General features: G+C 69.0%; 17 protein-coding genes and 1 pseudogene. 7 read left to right on the top strand and 11 right to left on the bottom strand.

Going from position 1 to position 21,175, the window contains the following annotated elements:
* Window positions 1-84: 84 nt before the first annotated feature.
* Window positions 85-1,149, bottom strand: coding sequence for a tellurite resistance/C4-dicarboxylate transporter family protein (locus N8I87_RS39540; protein ID WP_263215756.1), 1,065 nt, complete (start codon window positions 1,147-1,149; stop codon window positions 85-87).
* Between the two features lie 543 nt (window positions 1,150-1,692).
* Entirely contained in the window at window positions 1,693-2,139 is a 447-nt protein-coding gene (locus tag N8I87_RS39535; RefSeq protein WP_263215755.1) for an ATP-binding protein, read from the bottom strand.
* A gap of 251 nt (window positions 2,140-2,390) precedes the next feature.
* Between N8I87_RS39535 and N8I87_RS39530 the strand changes: the two genes are divergently transcribed.
* Complete coding sequence (locus N8I87_RS39530; protein ID WP_263215754.1) at window positions 2,391-3,071, top strand: GntR family transcriptional regulator; 681 nt, start codon at window positions 2,391-2,393, stop codon at window positions 3,069-3,071.
* A gap of 767 nt (window positions 3,072-3,838) precedes the next feature.
* Here N8I87_RS39530 and N8I87_RS39525 read toward each other — a convergent pair.
* Entirely contained in the window at window positions 3,839-4,507 is a 669-nt protein-coding gene (locus N8I87_RS39525; protein ID WP_263215753.1) for a GntR family transcriptional regulator, read from the bottom strand.
* Between the two features lie 150 nt (window positions 4,508-4,657).
* Here N8I87_RS39525 and N8I87_RS39520 point away from each other — a divergent pair, with 150 nt between their 5' ends.
* The 4 genes from N8I87_RS39520 to N8I87_RS39505 are packed head-to-tail and all read left to right on the top strand — an operon-like array spanning window position 4,658 to window position 9,552.
* A complete protein-coding gene (locus N8I87_RS39520; RefSeq protein ID WP_263215752.1) occupies window positions 4,658-6,316 on the top strand; it encodes an L-lactate permease in 1,659 nt (552 codons plus the stop codon).
* Window positions 6,316-7,698 carry an FAD-binding oxidoreductase gene (locus N8I87_RS39515; RefSeq protein WP_263215751.1) on the top strand — a complete coding sequence of 461 codons (1,383 nt, stop codon included), beginning with the start codon at window positions 6,316-6,318 and terminating at the stop codon, window positions 7,696-7,698. Before N8I87_RS39520 ends, N8I87_RS39515 begins: the two co-directional genes overlap by 1 nt.
* The gene (locus N8I87_RS39510; RefSeq protein ID WP_263215750.1) at window positions 7,695-8,942 is read left to right on the top strand and encodes a (Fe-S)-binding protein; all 1,248 of its coding nucleotides are present in this window, start codon (window positions 7,695-7,697) and stop codon (window positions 8,940-8,942) included. Before N8I87_RS39515 ends, N8I87_RS39510 begins: the two co-directional genes overlap by 4 nt.
* A gap of 7 nt (window positions 8,943-8,949) precedes the next feature.
* The gene (locus N8I87_RS39505; protein ID WP_263215749.1) at window positions 8,950-9,552 is read left to right on the top strand and encodes a hypothetical protein; all 603 of its coding nucleotides are present in this window, start codon (window positions 8,950-8,952) and stop codon (window positions 9,550-9,552) included.
* Between the two features lie 1,225 nt (window positions 9,553-10,777).
* Here the strand turns inward: N8I87_RS39505 and N8I87_RS44560 are convergent.
* Window positions 10,778-10,822: pseudogene (locus N8I87_RS44560) on the bottom strand (hypothetical protein); the annotation flags it as partial.
* A 428-nt stretch (window positions 10,823-11,250) separates the two neighbouring features.
* Entirely contained in the window at window positions 11,251-11,952 is a 702-nt protein-coding gene (locus N8I87_RS39500) for an RICIN domain-containing protein (protein WP_263215748.1), read from the bottom strand.
* Between the two features lie 756 nt (window positions 11,953-12,708).
* Between N8I87_RS39500 and N8I87_RS39495 the strand changes: the two genes are divergently transcribed.
* Together N8I87_RS39495 and N8I87_RS39490 are read left to right on the top strand one after the other, a co-directional pair.
* A complete protein-coding gene (locus N8I87_RS39495; protein WP_263215747.1) occupies window positions 12,709-13,113 on the top strand; it encodes a hypothetical protein in 405 nt (134 codons plus the stop codon).
* A 111-nt stretch (window positions 13,114-13,224) separates the two neighbouring features.
* Window positions 13,225-13,380 (top strand): hypothetical protein, encoded by a 156-nt coding sequence (locus N8I87_RS39490; protein WP_263215746.1) that lies wholly within the window; start codon window positions 13,225-13,227, stop codon window positions 13,378-13,380.
* Window positions 13,381-13,767: 387 nt separating this feature from the next.
* On the opposite strand, the gene N8I87_RS39485 is transcribed toward N8I87_RS39490, so the two are convergent.
* The 6 genes from N8I87_RS39485 to acs all read right to left on the bottom strand — a co-directional run bounded on the left by N8I87_RS39485 (window position 13,768) and on the right by acs (window position 21,151).
* Window positions 13,768-14,607 carry an IS5 family transposase gene (locus tag N8I87_RS39485; protein WP_263215745.1) on the bottom strand — a complete coding sequence of 280 codons (840 nt, stop codon included), beginning with the start codon at window positions 14,605-14,607 and terminating at the stop codon, window positions 13,768-13,770.
* A 1,281-nt stretch (window positions 14,608-15,888) separates the two neighbouring features.
* Window positions 15,889-16,095: a cold-shock protein gene (locus tag N8I87_RS39480; protein WP_263215744.1), complete on the bottom strand. Its 207-nt coding sequence runs from the start codon at window positions 16,093-16,095 to the stop codon at window positions 15,889-15,891.
* Window positions 16,096-16,563: 468 nt separating this feature from the next.
* Window positions 16,564-18,159 carry a sodium/solute symporter gene (locus N8I87_RS39475; protein WP_263215743.1) on the bottom strand — a complete coding sequence of 532 codons (1,596 nt, stop codon included), beginning with the start codon at window positions 18,157-18,159 and terminating at the stop codon, window positions 16,564-16,566.
* Entirely contained in the window at window positions 18,156-18,500 is a 345-nt protein-coding gene (locus tag N8I87_RS39470) for a DUF485 domain-containing protein (RefSeq protein WP_263215742.1), read from the bottom strand. Before N8I87_RS39470 ends, N8I87_RS39475 begins: the two co-directional genes overlap by 4 nt.
* Window positions 18,497-19,150 carry an adenylate kinase gene (locus tag N8I87_RS39465; RefSeq protein ID WP_263215741.1) on the bottom strand — a complete coding sequence of 218 codons (654 nt, stop codon included), beginning with the start codon at window positions 19,148-19,150 and terminating at the stop codon, window positions 18,497-18,499. Before N8I87_RS39465 ends, N8I87_RS39470 begins: the two co-directional genes overlap by 4 nt.
* 45 nt (window positions 19,151-19,195) lie before the next feature.
* Complete coding sequence (gene acs / locus N8I87_RS39460) at window positions 19,196-21,151, bottom strand: acetate--CoA ligase (RefSeq protein WP_263215740.1); 1,956 nt, start codon at window positions 21,149-21,151, stop codon at window positions 19,196-19,198.
* Between the last annotated feature and the right edge of the window lie 24 nt (window positions 21,152-21,175).

The raw sequence follows: 21,175 nt of genomic DNA, 5'->3' as shown, positions 1-21,175 counted from the left end.
GCCGCGGCGCCGACGCGACGCCATGGAAGATCAATATCTATGCACCGCCCGCCCGCGGCCCGAGGAAGGGATGGTCCCTGCGAATCATGCCCGTTCGGGCTCCCGTGACCCGCGGGTGAGGAGGGCGCGGAGCATGGCGGTGAAGACGAGGGTCCAGGCGGTGAGGGCGACGTAGAGCCAGGTCTGGCCGATCCATTCCACGATGGGGAGGTCGTCGGCGTGGCCGAGGTAGATGCCGGCGACGGCGTACATGCCGAGGGGGAAGACGATGCTCCACCAGGTGGGCTCGTAGGTGAGGGGCACCCGGTGGATGTAGTGGCGCCAGACGCCGACCGCGATCAGGACCGGGATGAGCCAGGTCGCGAAGCACCAGAAGACGACCGACATACCGGCCACCAGGCCTCGCACCGCGTCGACCATGGGGGCGCTCTCCATTTCCACGATGCGCGCGCCCGCGACCACAGTGATGGCGAGCGCGCCCATGGAGACCCAGTACGGCGGGTCGAGTTCACGTGGTTCGAGGACGTAGAGCATCAGGCGCAGGGAGACGAAGATCGCGGAGGCGGCGTAGAGGACGCAGCCGACCGACCAGGAGAAGACCGCGACGACGGCCAGCCCCTGGTGTACGCCCGGGTAGTGGGGCTCCAGGGTCGCCGCGGCCACGGCAACCGACTGGCTGGCGACGACCCAGACGAACCAGGTTCCGTTGGCGGCCGCCACGACCGGACGTTCGCTGCGGCCCAGGACCGCCGCCCAGGGGATGGTGTAGCCGAGGACCACCCAGGTGAGCGCGGCAACAACGAGCAGGACGGTGCCGGGGAGGACATGGCCCTGGCCGGCCAGGCCGACTGCGAGGACGTTGGTGCCCGCCACGAAGGTGAAGAAGAGGAACGCCTTGCGGGTGTCGTGGACGTCCGCGGCGAGTTCGCGGCGGTGGGCGAAAAAGCGCCAGGCGGTGAGGACGACGAGCAGAGTGTACTCGGCGGCGGTGAGGACGAGGAGGGTCTGGGCCACCGGGGTCCAGCCGCGTAGTTGGCAGCCGATGGAGAGGATGCCCGTAGCCATGACGAGGGCGAAATACCCGGGGGACAGCTGTGCTGGTGACAGGCCGGCCCGCCGTGGGGACAGAGGTACGCTCGTGGAGATCACGCGGGAACCGTAAGGGAAAAGGGGCCCCATTACCCTGGGACGTTCGGCCCTCTTTGGTCACGAGGCTCAGGTCTCGCTGCGGCGGGCGGCGAGGTCGGTCAGGACCCGGTGCGCCGGCACCCTGTCCAGACGGCAGAACACGTACGCGAACGCGAGATCGGCAGGGCAAACGTTGCCTGCTACGGCACTGCAGCAGTTACTCACGTCGTCCCCGCGGGTGTAGCCGAGAGCGGGTGCTCGGCTGTACAGGCCGGCGCGGTCGGCTTCGACGAGCGCGCACGTCGCGGCACAGAGGTCCAGCCAGCCTCGGCACGGGCACGGTCGATCAGGCGGGAGGCAAGGATGTTGCCCCGGCCAGCCGCGGCCATCGCGGTGTCGTCCAGGCGACCCTCAAGACAGAGACTCTGCAGAGGAAGAAACGCTGGTCAGGGGCACGTGAGGCCCGTCTCGCAGTGTTCCGGCAGGTCGCCCACGCCTCGGGGGAAGCCCCGACAGCCCAGCCCCCCAATGCGAGGACGCTGTCGCCCGCGCCGCGAGGTCGGCTCACGTCACGCGGAGATCCGCCCATCGAGTGACCCCGCCTGGATGGATGCGGGCGCCGCACCGGAACGACAGAGCGGCAACAATCGCTATGCCGCGGCCGTGCTCTTCTGGCAGGGTGTCGCGGCCCCCTCGCCGGGACTGTGCCGCCGGGCCGGCGTCGGTGACTTCGATACGCAGAGTGCAGCAGCCATCTCCCTTGACGCGGGACAGCCGCAGGACGGCCGGCGAGAGAGCATGCGTGACCGCGTTCGTGATCATCTCCGAGACCACCAGTAGGGCGTCATCCACGACGTCCGGCGAAAGGTCCCAATCGATCAGGACGCCGCGGACACGGCGGCGTACCGCAGCAAGCGCCTCAAGGATGCGCGGCAACGGCAAGACCTCTTCGGCGACCTCAGGCGGCATCCATCCGGAGCGGGCAGTCACACCTTCGTTCGACCTGCTCATGATGCGTCCCTAGATCACCAGCGCGACCAGGACAGGTGCAGTGTGCGGTGCGCGCTTCCAACAGACCTGACGGCAAGGTGGTCGACATCGCACGGGGAGTCAGCCATGGCGAGTTCCTTTTATCCCTGCAGACGTTCTTCGCGGACCCCGTTTGACCTTCAGACAGCTACGACTGGATCGTCAGACAATGAGCTGTTGTCTGTCAATAGCTCTGACCTGACATATGGGACAATGGCCACGGAGGTTGTTCCATGACCCAGGACGCCACGCTCAGGCTGCCCACCGTCTCGGTCGTCGAGGCGCTCGCCGCATCACTGCACGACCGGGTGCTCGACGGGCAACTCCCCCCCGGCACGACCCTCGCCGAGACCGAGATCGCGAACGAGTACGGCGTATCCCGACCCACGGCCCGCAGCGCCATCACCGCCCTGGTATACGAGGGGCTCCTGCACCGCGAAGCCAACAAAGCCGCCTACGTTCCCCGCCTGACCTGCGCAGACGTCGAGGACCTCTTCCTGGTCCGCACCCCCTTGGAGACAGAGGTGGTACGGGTCCTGGTTGAGCGCGGCACCGTTCCGGTGGCCGCCGCCGAGCGTGCGATCACGGATCTGGACCGGCTGGGGGACGACGCGCCTCACAGCGCCTTTGTCGAACCGGACCTGCGTTTCCACCAGTCCTTGGTCGACACCGTCGCCAGCCCCCGGCTCAGCCGGCTGTATCGGGGCATCAAGGGCGAGGTACATCTATGCATGGTCCAGACCCGGCACACCCTGGGACGCGAACGCATCGTCGCCGAGCACGGCCAGATACTCGAGGCGCTACGGGCCGCAAACGCCGACCAAGCGGCCGACCGCATGCGGGCGCATCTCGACGGAGCCTGCCGCTCACTGCGGCGAGTCTTCAAGACAGCGGACGCCGACGGCAAGCGATAGGGGTTGTTGACCCGAGGGCCTTGGCCCCGAATCCTGGACACGGTTTACGCGGTAGTTGATGGTTTGGCGAGAGCCGTCTCGTAAGCGAATAGGGCTGCAGTGGCCAAGGCGGGTGTGGCGGCGGAGGGCCTCCAGGCAAGCCTCAGGCTCGCTGGGCCAGCCCTTTCAACCGTCCAGTCGGCAAGCGCGATGGGACGTTACGCCGACGCACTTCGTGTTTCACCGTCTCGGCGGTGAAGTCACGACAGATCAGGTCGCGAGCCTTCGCCGCGGCCGGGTCCGGGTTGGTGGTGTGGTGCCTCTTGCGCAGCCCCAGGCCTTCGCGCCCGATGGACCACATGAGCCGGATGCCTGCCGGGCCGCCCGGGCCTGGGCAGCCTTGCACCAGCAGCAGAAGCTGGAGCCGGCGATGCCCAGGACCTGGCACAGCCGCTTCGCGCCGACGGCGCAGGTGGCGGGCCACGAACTCGAAGCGATTCACCAGCGCGTCGAGGCGACATACCTCGCCGCCCGTCGCAGGATGTCCCGCCCCCCCTCCAGGTTTCGGATCCTCTTCCGCGCGGCGGCTAGGTAGCTCAGCGTCCACCGAGTCCGAAGCACCCGCCGCAGCCACAGGCGACGAGGACGCCGGCCTTCGACCGCTCGGCGGCGGTGCGCAAGGGCAGCATGTAGTGCGTGGACCCGGAGCGGGCCGCAGGCGCGGGGCTTTGTAGTGCATGCCGCTTCGATGTTGCAGGGTTCGGGTCACCGCCCCCCGCGGCCGGCGGTCAGTCGCCCTTCTCCTCGAAGAGCCGCTGGAGCGAGCGGCAGGCGCCGTCCAGGTGCTCGCGCATCCGGCGCTCCCCCTCCTGGGCATCCCCGGCTCGGAGTGCTTCCAGTACCCGGCTGTGCTCGGCGACGATGCGCTCCCGTCCCAGGGTGTGCCGGGTCTGCACCATGCACAGGTGCACCTCGCCCTGGATGCCGCGGTAGAGCCGGCTGAGCCGGGGGCTGCCGACAGCGTCCACGAGTGACTGGTGGAAGCGCAGGTCGGACTCCACGAACGCGCTGTGCGACGCTTCGGGGCCGAGCCGGTCCAGATCCGCTATGGCCCCCTCCGCCGCGGTCACCGGCACGGTGCCGCTCTCGACCAGCACCCTGACCACCTGCGTCTCCAGCGGAATCCGGACGAGGAACAGGTCGTCGACGTCGGCGCGCGTAAGCTGCGGCACATAGGCGGGTTTGTTCGCCTCCCGCTGGAGCAGCCCCTCGTGGACCAGCGCGGTCACTGCGCTGCGGGCCGTGGGCCGGGAGACGCCGTACTCGGCGGCGATCTCGGTCTCCGCGAACGTGGTGCCGGAGACGAGCCGTCCGTCGAGTACCCGGCTGCGCAGGGATGCGGCGAGCGCGTCGACGACGGAGACAGTGGACAGCCGGACAGCGGCGTCCTGAGCCATGAACACCTCCATAAGGAACGCCCGACATTCTCTCACGCTGTCTTACGCGATCCATTGACAGCCATGAGCGATTGTCTGACAATCGACCAACCCAGCTGCCAGGGGTGACGGGGGTCACAGAATGGCAACGGACGAGGCAAGGACGCTTTCATGGCCGGTTACCAACAGATCTTCAACCCCGTAGGGGGCTCTCTCGGGTGGAGCGCCCTGTGCGCGGCGCTTCCCCTGGTCACGCTCTTCGTGCTGCTCGGCGGGTTGCGCTGGAAGGCCTGGAAGGCCTCGCTCGTCTCGCTGGCCGCCGCCCTGGCGGTGGCCGTCCTGGCCTACTCGATGCCCATCGGTCAGGCCGCGCTCGCGGCGAGCGAGGGCGCGGTGTTCGGCCTCTTCCCGATCGTCTTCATCGTGCTGAACGCACTGTGGATCTACAAGATGACCGAGATCACCGGCTGGGACGCGGTCCTGCGCCGTGCCTTCGGATCGCTCTCCGGCGACCAGCGCGTACAGGCCGTGATCATCGCTTTCTGCTTCGGCGCTCTGCTCGAGGCACTGGCCGGTTTCGGCACGCCGGTCGCGGTCTCCTCGGTGATGCTGATGGCCGTGGGACTGCGCCCGATGAAGGCCGCCGCCGTCTCCCTGGTCGCCAACACCGCACCCGTGGCCTTCGGCGCCATCGCCATCCCGATCACCACCCTGGCCAAGATCACCGGCCTGGACGCGGCCGACCTCGGCGCGATGGTGGGCCGTCAGACCCCGCTGCTCGCGATGTTCGTGCCCTTGATCCTGGTGTTCATGGTGGATGGGCGACGGGGTGTGCGGCAGACCTGGCCGGTCGCCGTGGCAGGCGGTTTCGCATTCGCCGGCGCCCAGTTCGTCACCGCGAACTACCTGTCGTACGAGATCGCCGACATCGTGGCCGCCTTCGCGGGCGCCCTGGCGGTGGTGGCGACGCTGCGCGTGTGGCAGCCCTCGGAGGTGCTGGCCGCCGAGCGGACCATTCCGGTCATCGCCGGCGGGTCCATCGCGACCGACGCCTCGGACGCGGTGCTGAGACGCCGACAGACAGGTGAGGGCTCCGCGCTGAAGGCCTTCGCGCCCTACCTGATCGTGGTCGCCCTCTTCGCCCTGGCCACCTCGGGTCCCGTCAAGGCCTGGCTGGAGGAGCATTCGGGCTGGAAGTTCGCCTGGCCGGGCCTGGACGTGGTCAACGCCAAGGGCGAGCCGCTGTCCTCGCTGACCTTCAACTTCAACATCTTCAACGCGGGCGGAACGATCCTTCTCCTGGCCGGTGTGCTCACCGCCGTGCTCTACGGCATCGGGGTCCGCCGCGCGGCCGGTTCCTACGTAAACACCGTGCGGCAGTTCCGCTGGACCATCGTCACCGTCATGGCGGTGCTCGCCCTGGCCTACGTGATGAACCTGTCGGGCCAGACCGTCACCCTCGGCCTGTTCCTGGCACAGGCGGGCGGCGCCTTCGCCCTGCTCTCCCCCATCGCCGGCTGGCTCGGTGTCGCCGTGACCGGCTCCGACACCTCCTCCAACTCCCTGTTCGGCATGCTCCAGGTCACCGCCGCCCAACAGACCGGCATCTCCCCCTACCTGCTCAGCGCCGCCAACACCACCGGCGGTGTACTCGGCAAGATGATCTCCCCGCAGAACCTGGCCATCGCCGCCGCGGTCGTCGGCCTGGAGGGCCGCGAGGGCGAGCTGTTCCGCAAGGTGGTCGGCTGGGGCCTCGGCCTGCTCGCTGCGGTCTGCATCCTCATCTACCTGCAGTCCACCTCGGTCCTCGGCTGGATGGTGGTGGGCTGATGCCGACCGGAACCGATCTGGCCAGGGACCTCGCGGCCATCGTCGGGGACGGCCACGTCCGGGTCGACGACGGCGCACTCGCCGCCTACGCCCGCGACGCCACCCCGCTGTTCACCGCGCGCCCGCAGGCCGTGGTGCTGCCCGCCGGCACCGAGGAGGTGGCGGCCGTGCTGCGGTACGCCACCGCCCGCGGCATCCCCGTGGTGCCGCGGGGCGCCGGCTCCAACCTGTGCGCCGGCACCGTTCCGCTGGAAGGAGGCATCGTGCTGGTGCTGACCCGGCTGGACAAGCTGCTGGAGATCAGCTCCGAGGAGCTGCTGGCCCGCGCGCAGACCGGTGTCACCACCGCGGCACTCGCGGACGCCGCGGCCGCCAAGGGGCTCCTCTACGCCCCCGATCCGGGCAGCCGCACCGTCTCCACCATCGGCGGCAACGTGGCCACCTGCGCCGGCGGCCTGCGCGGCCTGAAGTACGGCGTCACCCGCAACTATGTGCTCGGCCTGGAGGCGGTACTGCCCACCGGTGAGATCATCCGCACCGGCGGCAGGCTGTGGAAGGACGTCGCCGGCTACGACCTGACCCGGCTGCTCACCGGCTCCGAGGGCACCCTCGCGGTGATCACCGAGGCCACCGTGGCCCTGCTCCCCGCACCCGCGGACACCGGCACGGGAGTGGCGTACTTCGACTCGCTCGCCGACGCCTCCCGTGCCGTGGCGGCCGTCATCGCGGCCGGGATCGTCCCCGCCACGCTGGAGTTCCTCGACCGCAAGTGCATCACCGCGGTCGAGGAGTACGCCGGGCTGGGCCTGCGCGGCGACGCGGGCGCGCTGCTGATCTTCGGCGACGACGGCTCACCGGCCACCGTGTCCGGCAACCTCGCCCGTATCCAGGAGGTGTGCGCGGAGACGGGCGCCCTGGAGGTCACCCTCGCGGAGAACGTGGCCCGCGCCGACGCGCTGCTCGCGGCGCGCCGCTGCTCGCTCCCTGCGCTGTCCCGCCTCGGCTCGCTGACGATCCTGGAGGACGCCACCGTGCCTCGGCACCGGATGGCCGAGATGGTGGACCGCATCGACGAGATCGCCGACCGCTACGACCTGCGGATCGCCACCTTCGGCCACGCCGGGGACGGCAACCTGCACCCGACCTGCGTGCTGGACCCGGACGACGCGGACGGCGCCGGGCGCGCCCACAAGGCGTTCGCGGAGATCTTCGCGGCCGCCATCGCGCTCGACGGCACCATCACCGGCGAGCACGGGGTCGGCGCCGCCAAACTGCCGTATCTCACCGATCGGCTGGGAGAGGACCAGATGGCCCTGCTGCGGCGCATCAAGCGGGCCTTCGACCCGGCGGGCATCCTCAACCCCGGAAAGCTCGGATCATGACCGACCATCCCATCGTGGACCCGACCGGCCACACCCCCGCACCCGCGCCCGGGCCGAGGCCGGGCCTGGGGATCTTCGACAAGGAGCTGCTGGACCGCTGCATCTCCTGCGGGTTCTGCCTGCCCGCCTGCCCCACGTACGCCCTGACCGGCGAGGAGACCTCCTCCCCACGCGGCCGTATCACCCTGATGCGGGCGCTTGAGGCCGGCGACCTCGGCCCCGACGACCCCACCCTGGCCGAGGAGTCGTCGTTCTGCCTGGGCTGCCGGGCCTGCGAAACGGTGTGCCCGGCAGGCGTGGAGTACGGGCAACTGCTGGAGCAGTGGCGTGACCACCAGTGGAGCGGTCCGAACCGGCCGTGGATCGCCCGCGCCCTGATGGCGCTGGTGTCCCGGCCGGGTCTGCTACGGCTCCAGGGGCTCGTACGCCGGCACGCGCGCGGTACGGCGAAGGCGCCGGTGCAGCCCGTGACGGCGACGACTGGCCCCGACCCCGCGGAGACGCCCGCGGACGACTTCGCTGGACAGCAGGAGGCCGGACCGCAGGTGTCGCTGATGCTCGGCTGCGTCGAGCGCGGCCTGTATCCCGGGGTGTCCCGGGCGGCGCAGCAGCTGTGCCCTGAGATCACCGTCCCCACCCGGCAGGGCTGCTGCGGTGCGCTCCACGCGCACAACGGCGACTCCGAGACCGGCGCCGAACTGGCCCGCACACTCGGCGAACAGCTGCCCGGCACCATCCTCACCACCGCGGGCGGCTGCGCGGCACACCTCGCACACCACCTGGGCCGGGACAGGGTGCGGGAACTGAGCGAGTACCTCGACACCAAGGGGCACCAGCCCGTCGGCCAGGTGACGGTGAACGGCCGCCGGGCGCGCGCGGCGCTCCAGGACTCCTGCCATCTGCGCAACGGCCTGGGCGTGACCCGCCCGCCCCGCGAGCTGATCGCCGCGGTCGCCGACTACGTGGAACTGCCAAGCGCCGGCAAATGCTGCGGCGCTGCGGGCACATACGCGATGCTCAGGCCTGAGGACAGCAAGAAGGTACTCGAACCGAAGCTGGACGAGGCCGAGGAGGCCGATGTCGACTACGTGGTGACCGTCAACCCCGGCTGTCTACGGCAGGTGCAGCAGGGCCTGCGCCGCCGCCGCTCCCGGGCGAAGGCCATCCACCTGGCCGAGTTCCTCGCCCTCGCGGCGCGGTCCGCACCGGACGTGCCGCCCTGCGGCGACCCGGCACAGCGGTGAGGCTGTGATGCCCACCGACCACGCCTGCCACTCCGCAGCCGAAGTGGCGGCCGAGACCCTGGACCCGCTGCGGACGGCTCTGCTCACCGGGACCTCCGGCGACGGCCGGGCCCACTCCGCGGACACTCCACCGGACGGCGCGGCCGGACTACTGGCCTTCCTCGACGGTCTGTTTGCCGAGCTGCACGGCGCCTTGACGCCATGGCACTCAACTGTGGGGGGCCGGATCCGCGACGCCGCAGGCGTCCCGGCGCCAGGAGGGTCGGCCACCGCGCCCGCCCGGCAGCCGTCCGGGTGGGAGGCCCTCGGCCTGGTCCGCACCCGGGCCGAGGCAGTACTCACCGCACTGGCGCACGCGCCCGGCGGCGGCGCAGCCGGCATGGCCATGCGGCTGAACCTGGTGGAGGACATCCTCGCCGGTGCACTGGGACGGGTCGACGTCCCCGCCGACCAGGCCGCGCACTGCGCAGCCGGGCTGGCGGAGGCCACAGGATCCCTCTTCGGCCTCCGCCCGGCCCACCGGCAGCGCCCGGCGCCGCAGCCGTCACCGGATCCGGTGCCGCCCGCCTTCCCACGGATGAGCGACTGGATGACGGGCGGGCTGCCATGACATGACCCGGCCCACAGCAACGGCACGCCCGCACCACGCCGACCCGATACGGACGCGTCCGCCAACCGGCCATCGCCTGCGGTGGCATGCTACGCACGAAGTGTGCCCCGCCGGCGCGGGCGGCCCGACCAGGCCGCTGCCAATGTCTTCGTTCGCCAGGCGGCCGACTTCTTGCATCGACGTCGGGTCCTGGTGAGGGCGTCAATAGGCTGTTCACGGGTGGTCGTCGATCGGCGGCGAAGTTCTGGTCGGCGGCCCACTGACACAGCTCCGCCTTGCTCAGCTACTGCAGTTTGCTCTTGCCTCCGCCCGTCCCCGGGAGGCCGATGCATGCGACGCCGTCACTCAACTCCTGCCGCTGCTCGACAAGATCCCCACCGTCGCCAGGGTGTCGGAAGGCCCAGACATCCACCGGCCGCGCTGCTGGCCGACCGTGGCTATGACCACGACAGATGTCGGCGTCTGTCCCGCTTGGGACACCGTTGGTGAATTCATCCGTGTCCATGCGTGGCTCAGGCGGCGGAAGCGGGAAGTGGCGTCACGGTCAGCCATGCCGTTCGGACGAGGTTGAGGGCGACAACGGTGGTCACACTTGATGACCAGTCAGCCCGGACAGTAGACGCCTGCACTGACACTCACTCCTGACGTCAGACACATGCCCACGCAACCTATGCCTACTACCGAACGCTCCAGGCACGTCAGTTGGCCAACCCGACACTCAGCGTCGACCCTGTTACTCGGGGAGACATACGAACCCGGCGCACGAGACGCGTCATTCGTCGGCCTCCGCCGCGGCAGGTGCTCCCCCCACAGCAATACGCTGCACAAGTTCGTCAAGCTGACCGGCGATGATCATCCTTCGGCGCTCCAGCAGATTCCTGTAGACGGTCAGAGGTACGGGTTCGCCACTGGATGCCGCCTCTGTCAGCGCGAAGCGGGCCTCCACCTCCAATGCCAGGTAGGCCCTGCGGCGTGCGTGAGCCGCTCGCTGATGCACCTCCGGCTTCAGAAAGGCGATAGCGGCGCTGAGTCCCGCCTGACGAGCGCCAGTACGGCAGCTGGGATACGGGCATCTGCTAAAGATGTTCGTCGGTCGCCAGGCCGTGGATCGCCGTCGCCGTCTCCTGCACCAACGCCGGGTTCTCCACATGCCGGCTGGCCTCCCGCATACCGTGTCCTGCGTCCACCGATGCGACCCGTAGTGCGGGTTGAACGTTGGATTGCGGATCAGCTCGAACCGGTCCGGACGCACCGTCAGGATGCGGTGCATGTCGCGGGACACGCCCGTGACTCGGTACTCGGGCGGCCAGTGGGTCTTGGTGTGCCGGAAGCTCATGATGCTGCTCGTCGATACTCCGACGTCGTCAGCGAACCGAGCCAGGGGCTGCTCTTCCTCCTGGGCATCTGCACCGGCCGCCAGCCCCCCGGCAGGCAGTGCGCGAGCGGCGGGCCGTGCTGCGTCACCGGGCCCAGCTGGTGCGGTTGCGCATGCTGCTGCGCAACCGGATCATCGACCGGGCAGACGCCGCCCTGGCCCGGATGTCCCGCATACCAGCATCAACAGCCCGGTGCGCACGGCTTTCGCCCACCGGGACAGGCAGGGACACACCTGGACAGCCCCAGCCCTCATCGGTGCTGCTTTCTGTAGCCTTCCAGACGAACTGGCCACCGCGTCGACATGCTTCCCGACCGGGGCTACTACCGCCGCAGCACCCCGCGGTCGCCCCGCAGAATGCGCTCTCGCTGCCGCTGGTCACTCGGCAGCGGTTGGGAGAGCGGGCTCACGAACGTCCAGGCCTGGTTGTCCATGCCATGGCAAGCCCATTCCTGTAGACGGGCCCGTGGCGGGGGTGCCGTCATCGCCGGGTTGTCTGCGTCGAGGCAGCGCCCCGCGCCGGTTCCCCGCCTGATTCTGAAGAAGCCATTCGGGTGAGGCTCGATCTCCCAGTACTGGCTGCCGATCTTTTCGCACGGATTCGTGGATACCCCAGCTCTGTTCCCGTAGCCGTCACTTCCCTCCAGACACATTGGCGTTCCGGGGTCGGGCGGCGGCACCTTGGGCATGACCTGGATCTGGTATATGGAGCCGTGCTCGTCGTTTGCGTCGCTGCTCTTCAAGAAGCGGAACAACTGGGACCCCCGGTCCCTGCGCGGCTGAACCCTGAAGCCCCCACCGTCCTCCTCCACGACCAGATCGTCAGCCCGCGCGCTCTTGATGTTCCACCATCGGTCACCGAACTCAGGCAGCTTCTGGGTGTCCGTGAATGGCGGACAGATTCCACCCGGGAATTGCCCACAGTCTGCAGCGAAGGTGCTGGAGTGCACCAGCATGCCCCCTGCCGTGAGGGTGCCGACGGCGGCGAGGGACGCCAGACGCCTGGGCCACGTGGTACGGGTCACGGTGATTCTCCTTATGTGTGGAACGGTGAAGGGCTCGAACGGCCCTGACTTCGGGCGCCCGGGTTCTCAGCCCGTGTCAGCTATTGCGCCCCGGCAGCCGAACGGCGTCATGTCACTCGAGTTCGGGGCTTGACACGCGGCGGCACTGACCGCCCTACGGACGGGGCCGGGGAGACGTACGCCAACCGCCTCCCCGACCAGCTCCGCTGGGCTCAGGACAAGGGCTCGCCGTCGTCGGTGTCGGTGACATCCGGGCCGCCCCGCCCTGCGGGCGCTCAGCCTGGCGGCCACGAGGACCTGCCGGTACGAGGATGAGTCACCCTTGGTGTCGCCTGTGGTCGTGCTGGTTCCGCCGACGGGTTCGGAGATCGGTGCGGGCTCTTCGACGGGGGCCGCGTCTGGCTCGTACCAGTGGTACAGGCCACCAAGGGGCGCTCGCACTTGCCCGGAAGCCCACGTTCGGATGCCAGTTCTTCCCGTGTCATGGACGGCTCCTGGCCCTGGCGGCGGGTTCGCCCACTAATGATGCGGCCCCTCGGGATCGAGGGTGCCGTCGGCGTTCCGGAAGGCGACGTGCGCTTGCGGGTGGCCTCGGGATCGTCGCCGAAGGTCATTTCCACGACGCTCAGGGCCCACCCCTTCGAGGCGGGGAATCAGGCCCGGCCCGCCGTCGTAGCAATAAGTGGCTTGCCGCTTATGGGGCAAGGTATGGCATGGCCGTTGTAAGTGGCAAGCCACTTGTGAGAGGTTTGTTTCATGAGCAGTCAGGCACGCGACCGGCATCGCGACCCGCCCCTTACCGTGCGGCCGCCCGCCGGCCTCAAAGAGGACGCCCTGAAGGCGCTGAAGGCCCGGGACCGCGAGACGAAGGCCTTCGTCGTAGCCTGCCTCAACGCCCTGGTCGCCGACCCCGACGGTTTCCTGGAGCGGCTCGACAAGCACTGGCCCGTGCAAACACCCCGAGGCCGCCCACGGAAGACCACCACGCCAGCGGCACCGCAACAGCGCCAGCAGATGCCACCTTCCGGGGGCCCCGAGCCCTGGTCAGAGATCGACGAAGCACCCCGCGCCATGGATCCCGGCACCGGGTCCTGGGCGGACGACGACATACCGTCGGCGCTGGACATCCTCGGTGCGGCAGACAGCTCACCGGAGGACTGACCCGGCCGCCCGCTCGTCCGGGCGACGGAGTTGCGGGGCTAACCCGGCCTTCCTCCAGGGTCGGTGCGGCTCGCCAACCGGCAAGCCGCACCGAGTTCTTGGAGGCCGTCCATGTCCCCTGCCCCTGAAAACCGCACTGCCCTCGCCGTTGCCTTCTTCGGCTCCGGCCTCGTGACCCTCGTCGCCGTCCAGGCGCCCACGCTCGTTCCCGCGCTCACTTTGGGCCTCGGCGCGTGGGCCGCGCTCTACCTGTTCCTGGGGCTTTGACGTGCTCCCCGGCCTGGAGGCCAGGGATTCCGGCCTGGGCCGTCTGCCCCTTCCGGGGCTTCCCGCTTCAACGCGCTGTGCGGGCACGCGTGCGCGTCCTACCGGCACTCGACAGGCGTTTGGCGTCTCCACCCGTCCGGTGGCAACGTCTCGGCGTCCATCGAAGAGGACGTTACATGCTGCGTCGTGGGCGCGGTCGTGCACGGCGTGGCACTCGCCGATGGCGCTGTTCGGCCAGGAGTACGCGGCGGGCGTCGTCGTGACCGGCCTTCCGGTACAACGGCCTGCATCAGCAGGGCGACCAGGGCCGGGCCGTCGCCGTCAGGCGGCCCGTTCAGGGCGGACCCTTCAGAGGGCATTTGATCTAGGCGAATTGCCCTTTCTATTCTAGTAAGTCCCTCGCCAGGTTGGTGTCGTCTCGTCCGTTATGCGCTTGGCGAGGTTGTCGATCGAGGCGACGTGGATCATGGCCTCGGAGCTGGCGGGAAGGGTCTCGTAATCGCGAGAAAGGCGCCGGTGCAACATAAGCCAACCCAGGCTTCGCTCGACTACCCAGCGTCTTTTGACAACGTGAAAGCCGCGAACTCCGGGGTTTCTGTTGACGACTTCGACGTCGATTCCGAGACGTGCGCCGTGCTCGATGACGGCGTTCTTGAAGCCGGTGTCGACCCAGCTCTTGGCGATGGTTGGATACGTCTTCTTGGCTTGGTCGAGAAGACGTATTCCTACGGCGTTCTCGGAGAGGCTCGCGGCGGTGACAGTCACGGCGAGGATGAGTCCGATCGTATCGGTGAGTATGCCTCGCTTGCGGCCGACGATCTTCTTGGCGGCGTCCGTTCCCTGGCTGGTCAGGGGCACGTTGGTGGAGGTCTTCACGCTCTGGGTGTCGATGACGGACCCTGTGGGTTCGGGCTTGCGCCCTTCCTTCACGCGGGCGAGCCCGGTCAGGTCGTAGTTGAGCTGGGCGAGGATTCCCTCATCGCGCCAGGCGGCATAGTAGGCGTAGACGGTGCCGTAGTTCGGGAAGTCGTGTGGGAGGTATTTCCAGGGGATTCCCGTGCGGTTGATGTAGAGGAGTGCGTTGAATACGTCGCGCAGGTCGACCTTGGTAGGCTGCCCGGTGGGTCTGCGGTCGAGCCGGGCTTTTCTCCAGGCCGTCAACGTCGGCTCGATTAGGGCCCATCGGGCGTCGGAAAGGTCGCTGGGGTACGGCTTCCGCTGGCTCACGTTCCAGAGGGATCATGGGTGTGACGGAAGATCGGGTTCCGGTGATCATCGGGCGGTTCCGTGCCATCTCTACGTCAGACACGCTTCGAGGATCGAAGCCGAGCGAAACGGGCGGGCAGGTCCGGAAGTCTTGAAGTGATGAAGCGCATTGATCCGCCGAAAGACCTCAAACTGACACAGCGACAGAACTCGCATACCGGCATGAGGCATACCTGAACGCCCACTCAAAGATCAGATTGTCCGAGATCCGGGCACCTTGCAGCCGTACGGTCCCGTTCGCCGTGAATCCTGCGGAGAAGTTGAGTGTCGACGCCACGACGTTGTCCAGGGCCAGGGCCACACCGCGCGGGCCGGCGTCCCAGGTGTGCGCCCTGCATGAACAGTCCTCCCCGCAGCTGCGCTCCCAGCAGGCGTATCCCGCCTCGGGCGGTGAACCCGTGCATGCCAAAGGCGCCGCCCCCATGTCGAGGCCGTCCGCGATCACGGCCCAGCCCTCGGACACGCACACCCGCGTGCCATTCAGCACCAACTCGCCTGCCACCGAGGCGTTCAGGAGATCCAAGCACCCCTCCACACGCGACCGCGACAGGTCGAGGTGCCCCTCGACACGGGCCAGACCGGCGTCGAGGCCGGGGCGGCCAGCTGTCCACGATGCGGGTCGTCCGGGTCGACGCCCCATGGAGCTTCGACGCTTTCTCGAACCAGCACTCCTCGATCCGGAGGGCCTGACCGAGCTCTGCGTCCGAGAGATCCAGACAGCCGCTGATCCGCGCACCGGCGAGACTGAGGCATGCGATATCGCCTGGTTGCGCGGTGCTCGCTCCCGAAAGCAGCGCCGCGATCACGGCAGCTCGAACCGTACGCTCGGGTCCCCATTGCTCACCTCCGGTGACACGGTCGTCGTCGGGCACACCCGTGCGCAGGTCCATGCGGCGTCCCTCGGGGAACGCGTCCCACAGCTCACACTCCGGTGAAGTCAACTCGTCATATGAGAGCACTTCTGTCAGGAGTTCTTGGCCACCCCGCCCGGCCGACGGCCCGGCCATCAGTTCTCCGAGGGACACGCATGGCGATCTCCTTCACGATCCGGTTCACCTTCGCGGACCGCACCCCGTCCTCGGCGGCCACCGCCGGCAGCAGCCGCAGAAGATCGTGCTTCACACTCCCCCATTCGGATGCAGTCGCGACCTGAGACCGGACGCCGTTGGCGCATCAGAAGCAGGGGCTCCGTACCAGCGTCCTCATGGCCGGCTCGGAGCCCCTACACATGCACCACTGTTGTTACGTCTGTCGAAGAACGTTTTCCGCCTGCGGTCCCTTCGGTCCCTGCGTCACCGTGTACTCGACCTTGTCGCCCTCGTACAGTTCCTTGAACCCGGTGGACTGGATGGCCGAGAAGTGGACGAAAACGTCCGGTCCGCCGTCGTCCTGCTGGATGAACCCGAATCCCTTATCGGCGTTGAACCACTTCACTACTCCTGTTGCCATCGGTATGTGTCTCTCCTTCAAGACCGCCGCACGAGCGACACTCAGGGCCGAGGCAGCCCGCTGCTGCCTGCCTTCATCCTTGAATACCCCTCATGGAGTGGATCTCCAAGCATCGGCAGACAGTAATTCGCCAACAGCATCTGTGCGGACCAGGGCGCGGGGCCGCTGAAACCCGTCTGTGGGCTTTCGGGGTCGCCGAAGACCTCTGCGTTCCGGTCGTCGTATTGCCCAAGGACTCGGTCGCTCTCGACCATCTTGCGCCCGGCGCCCGTCGATCGGGACTTTCCCCCTGGGGCCCTGCTGGAGACCCAGAGTGATCAGGAGCGGAAGACGACGTTCTGATGATCGACGATCAGCATGTGCGCCACGTCAGGCAAGGACATGGCCCACGCGTTCGGTCGCGGTCTTTCACGGCCGGGCACACGCCGCGTACGAGCCTTGCCGTGTCGGTGAGGCTCATACGCTCCTTCACTCCGTGCCGAGCAGAGCCCGCGCCTCGAACTCGCGGTACGCGGCGGTGTCGGTGGTCGTGGGGCTTGTGACCGTGCCGAGCCAGCCGAGGAGGAAGCCGGCCGGGATGGAGACGACGCCCGGGTTCTGCAGGGGGAACCAGGCGAAGTGGGCCGTCGGCAGCAGTGAGGTGGGGGTGGAGGAGATGAGGGGGCCGGAGGCGACGAGCAGGAGGGCGCAGCCGAGGCCGCCGTAGAGGGCGAACAGGGCGCCGCGGGCGGTGAAGCGGGGCCAGAACAGGGTGTAGACGAGGGTCGGCACGATGGAGGAGGCCGCGATGGCGAAGGCGAGGAAGGCGAGTGAGGATGCGTTCCAGTCGCGCGACAGCAGGGCGAGCAGGATACCCAGCGCACCGGCCACGGCTGCCGAGGTTCGTGCGGCGGCCAGTTCCTGACCGTTGTTCACCCGGCCCTTGCGGATCGCGTGGACGTACACGTCGTGGGCCAGTGAGGAGGCCGCTGCCAGGGTGACTCCCGCGGCCACGGAGAGGACCGTGGCGAAGACGAGGCAGGAGAAGGCCGCCGTCAGAAGGTTCCCGCCCACCGACTGCGCGAGCAGGAGCACTGCGGCGTTTCCGCTGGGATCGGTGGCCTTGACGGTGCCGGTGCCTACGATCGCGGCCGCTCCGAGTCCCAGCACCCCGACCGCCAGGCACACGGTGCCGACCAGAGCGATCGTCCACAGCACAGCACCGCGCAACCGCCGTGTGCTGTCGGGTGACAGCAGGCGCATGACGATGTGCGGGAGCCCCGCGACACCGAGGGCCATGGACAGCGCGAGACTGAAGAAGTCGATTCTGCTGGTGGTGCTCGCCCCGAAGCGCAGGCCGGGCCGCAGGAACGCCTCCCCGTGGCCGCTGTTCGCGGCCGCCGTGCCGAGCAGGCGGTCGCCGCTCCATCCGAAGTGCGACAGCACCAGGCCGGCGGCCACCGCCACCACGGCCACCAGCAGTACGGTCTTGGCGACCTGGATGAACGTCGTGCCGGGCATCCCGCCGACCGCGACGTAGAAGACCACGAAGGTGCCGACGGTGATGGTGCAGAAGGCACGTGCCGTGGGCGCCGGCACCCCGGTGAACTGGGCCAGCAGCGCTACGCTCGCTGTCAGTTGGGCCACCAGGTAGAAGAGCGACACGACGAGGGCGCAGAGCCCCACGGCGAGACGGACCCACCGTTGCCGGGCGGCCCCGATGCGCTGGGCGATGGTGTCGCCGAGCGTGAACCGGCCCGAGTTGCGCAGCGGTTCGGCGATCAGCAGCAGGATCACGATCCAGCCGACTGCGGTCCCCGTCAGGTACAGGAGGCCGTCGTAGCCGGTCAGACAGACGAGGCCGGTACTGCCCAGGAGAGTCGCGGCCGAGATGTAGTCACCGCACATCGCCATCCCGTACCGCATCGGAGACAGTCTGCGGTCGCCGATGTAGAACTCGCTGATCATGTCACTGTGCGGACCGGCGACGACACTGGTGAACATGGTGACAGCGAGGAAGACGAGGAACAGTACGAGCGGCAGGGCGAGGCCGCTGAGGCGGATGACACCCGCGGCGACGGTCACTGTGCGTCCCTTCCGTCACGACGCGGTTGGGCGTGGCGCGTGCGGATCTCGTCGGCCTGCGGGTCGACCCGGCTGCGCATGTGCCGCGCGTAGCGCCACGCGGTGAGGAAGAGGGCGGCGAACACCGCCAGGCCCAGCGCGAGGCCCAGGGTCAGATGTCCGGCCGGGGCCATGTCCACGGCACCCGGCGCGAAGCCGGAAAGCAGGATGTGCAACAGCTGTCCGCCTACGACGAGGACAGCTGCCGGCACCGCGAAGGCGAGGTGGGAGCGGCGCAGTTCCCTGAGGTCCGGCCCGCCGGTCGTCTGCTCCGGCGGCGGGCCGGCGTACGGTCTGTTCATCTCCTCACCGCCGCCAGGGCAGCGCTCATCCGCTCGGAGACCTCCGGGACAGTTCCCGATCCGTCCACGTGGCACAGGAGCTGCCGGTCGGCGTACCACCGCAGCAGCGGTACGGTCTGCGCGGAGTGGACGGCGAGGCGCCGCAGGACGGTCTCCTCGCCGTCGTCGGCGCGCCGGACGAGTCCCCCGCCGCAGCCGTCGCACCGGTTCGCGACGCGGGGCGGGGAGAACACCAGGTGCACGGTGGTTCCACACGCCGGGCACATGCGCCGGCCCGTCAGCCGGCGCACGATCTCGTCGTCGGGCAGGCCGAGGGCGATCACGGCGTCGAGCGCGGTCCCGTCCCCGGCCAGGGACTCCGCCAGGAGTTCGGCCTGCCGTACGGTCCTCGGGAAGCCGTCGAGCAGGAAGCCGTCGGCCGCGTCCGGCTGACCCAGGCGGCGGGTGACGACGGTCGTGGTCAGCTCGTCGGGCACCAGCTCCCCGGTATCGGTGTGCCGCCGCACCAGCCGGCCGAGTTCCGTACCCTGGCGGACCTCGACGCGGAACAGGTCCCCGCTGGAGACCGCCGGTACGGCCAACAGGCCGGCGAGGACACGGGCCTGTGTGCCCTTGCCCGCGCCCGGAGGGCCGATCAGAACGATACGCATGCTCAATTCCTGTCGCTCCTGGTCTCTGGTGTTCCTGTTCGGTGGTTAGTCCTCGGCCGGGGCGGCGGGGAGCTTCGCCTGGATCAGGTCCATGACGCCCGAGTCGGTGAGGGTGGTGACATCGCCCAGTTCGCGGTTCTCGGCCACGTCGCGCAGCAGACGGCGCATGATCTTGCCGGAGCGGGTCTTCGGCAGCTCGGCGACGGGCAGGACCCGCTTCGGCTTGGCGATCGGGCCGAGCGTGGCACCGACGTGGTCGCGCAGCTCGGCGGCCAGGTCCTCGCTCTCCGCCGCCGCAGCGCGCAGGATGACGAAGGCGACGATCGCCTGCCCGGTGGTCTCGTCGGCGGCACCCACCACGGCGGCCTCCGCCACCGACGGGTGCGACACGAGTGCCGACTCGACCTCAGTGGTGGAGATGTTGTGCCCGGACACGACCATGACGTCGTCGACCCGGCCGAGCAGCCAGATGTCGCCGTCCTCGTCTCTCTTCGCCCCGTCACCGGCGAAGTAGCGGCCCGGGAAGCGGGACCAATAGGTGTCGATGTACCGCTGGTCGTCGCCCCAGATCGTGCGGAGCATCGAGGGCCAGGGCTCGGTGACGACCAGGTAGCCTCCGGAGCCCTTCGGGACGTCGGCCGCCTCGTCGTCCACCACCGTCGCCGAGATGCCCGGCAGCGGGTGCTGCGCCGAGCCCGGCTTGGTCTTGGTCACGCCGGGCAGCGGCGAGATCATCATCGCGCCGGTCTCGGTCTGCCACCAGGTGTCCACGATCGGGCAGTCGCCCCCGCCGATGTGTTCGCGGTACCACATCCACGCCTCGGGGTTGATGGGCTCGCCGCAACTGCCCAGCACCCGCAGCGAGGACAGGTCGAACTTGGCGGGGATGTCCTCGCCCCACTTCATGAATGTGCGGATGGCCGTCGGCGCGGTGTAGAGGAGGGTCACGCCGTACTTCTCGACGATCTCCCAGAAGCGGCCCTTGTGCGGGGTGTCGGGCGTCCCCTCGTACATCACCTGCGTCGCACCGTTGGCCAGCGGGCCATAGACGGTGTACGAGTGGCCGGTGACCCAGCCGATGTCGGCGGTGCACCAGTAGACGTCCGACTCCGGCTTGAGGTCGAAGACGGCGTGGTGGGTGTACGCCACCTGCGTGAGGTAGCCGCCGGAGGTGTGCAGGATGCCCTTCGGCTTACCCGTGGTGCCCGAGGTGTAGAGGATGAAGAGCGGGTGCTCCGCTCCGAACGCCTGCGGGGCATGCTCGGCCGGCTGCCGGTCGACAAGCTCGTGCCACCACACGTCCCGGCCCTCGGTCCAGGCGACCTCCTGCCCGGTGCGGCGGACCACGAGCACCTTCTCGGGACCGGTGACCCGGCCGATCGCCTCGTCGACGGCCGGCTTGAGCGCGGTCGGCTTGCCCCGCCGGTAGCCGCCGTCGGCCGTGATCACGAGCTTGGCGGAGGCGTCCTCGATCCGGGTCGCGATGGCGTCGGCGGAGAAGCCGCCGAAGACGACGGAGTGCGGTGCGCCGATCCGGGCGCAGGCCAGCATCGCGACGACCGTCTCCGGGATCATCGGCATGTAGATCGCGACCCGGTCGCCTTTCTCGACGCCCAGCTCGAGCAGGGCGTTCGCGGCCCTGGACACCTCGTCCTTGAGCTCGGCGTAGGTGATCGCGCGGCTGTCACCGGGCTCGCCCTCGAAGTGAATCGCGACGCGGTCGCCGAGGCCCGCCTCGACGTGCCGGTCCACGCAGTTGTACGCGACGTTGAGCCGGCCGTCGGCGAACCACGTGGCGAACGGCGGGTTCGACCAGTCCAGTGTCTCGGTCGGCTCGACCGCCCAGGACAGGCGGCGGGACTGCTCGGCCCAGAAGCCGAGCCGGTCCTCGCCGGCCTGCTGGTACGCCTTCGCGGTGACGTTCGCGGCGGCGGCCAGCTCGGCCGGCGGGGCGAACCGCCGTTCCTCCCTCAGCAGGCTGGCCAGGCTCTCGTTGCTCATGATGACTCCCTCGTGCTCGTGCTT

It is taken from the genome of Streptomyces sp. HUAS 15-9 (assembly GCF_025642155.1).
GTDB lineage: Bacteria > Actinomycetota > Actinomycetes > Streptomycetales > Streptomycetaceae > Streptomyces.
Note: the sequence above shows the minus strand (reverse complement) of the source record. Positions and strands in the feature narration are given on the sequence as shown.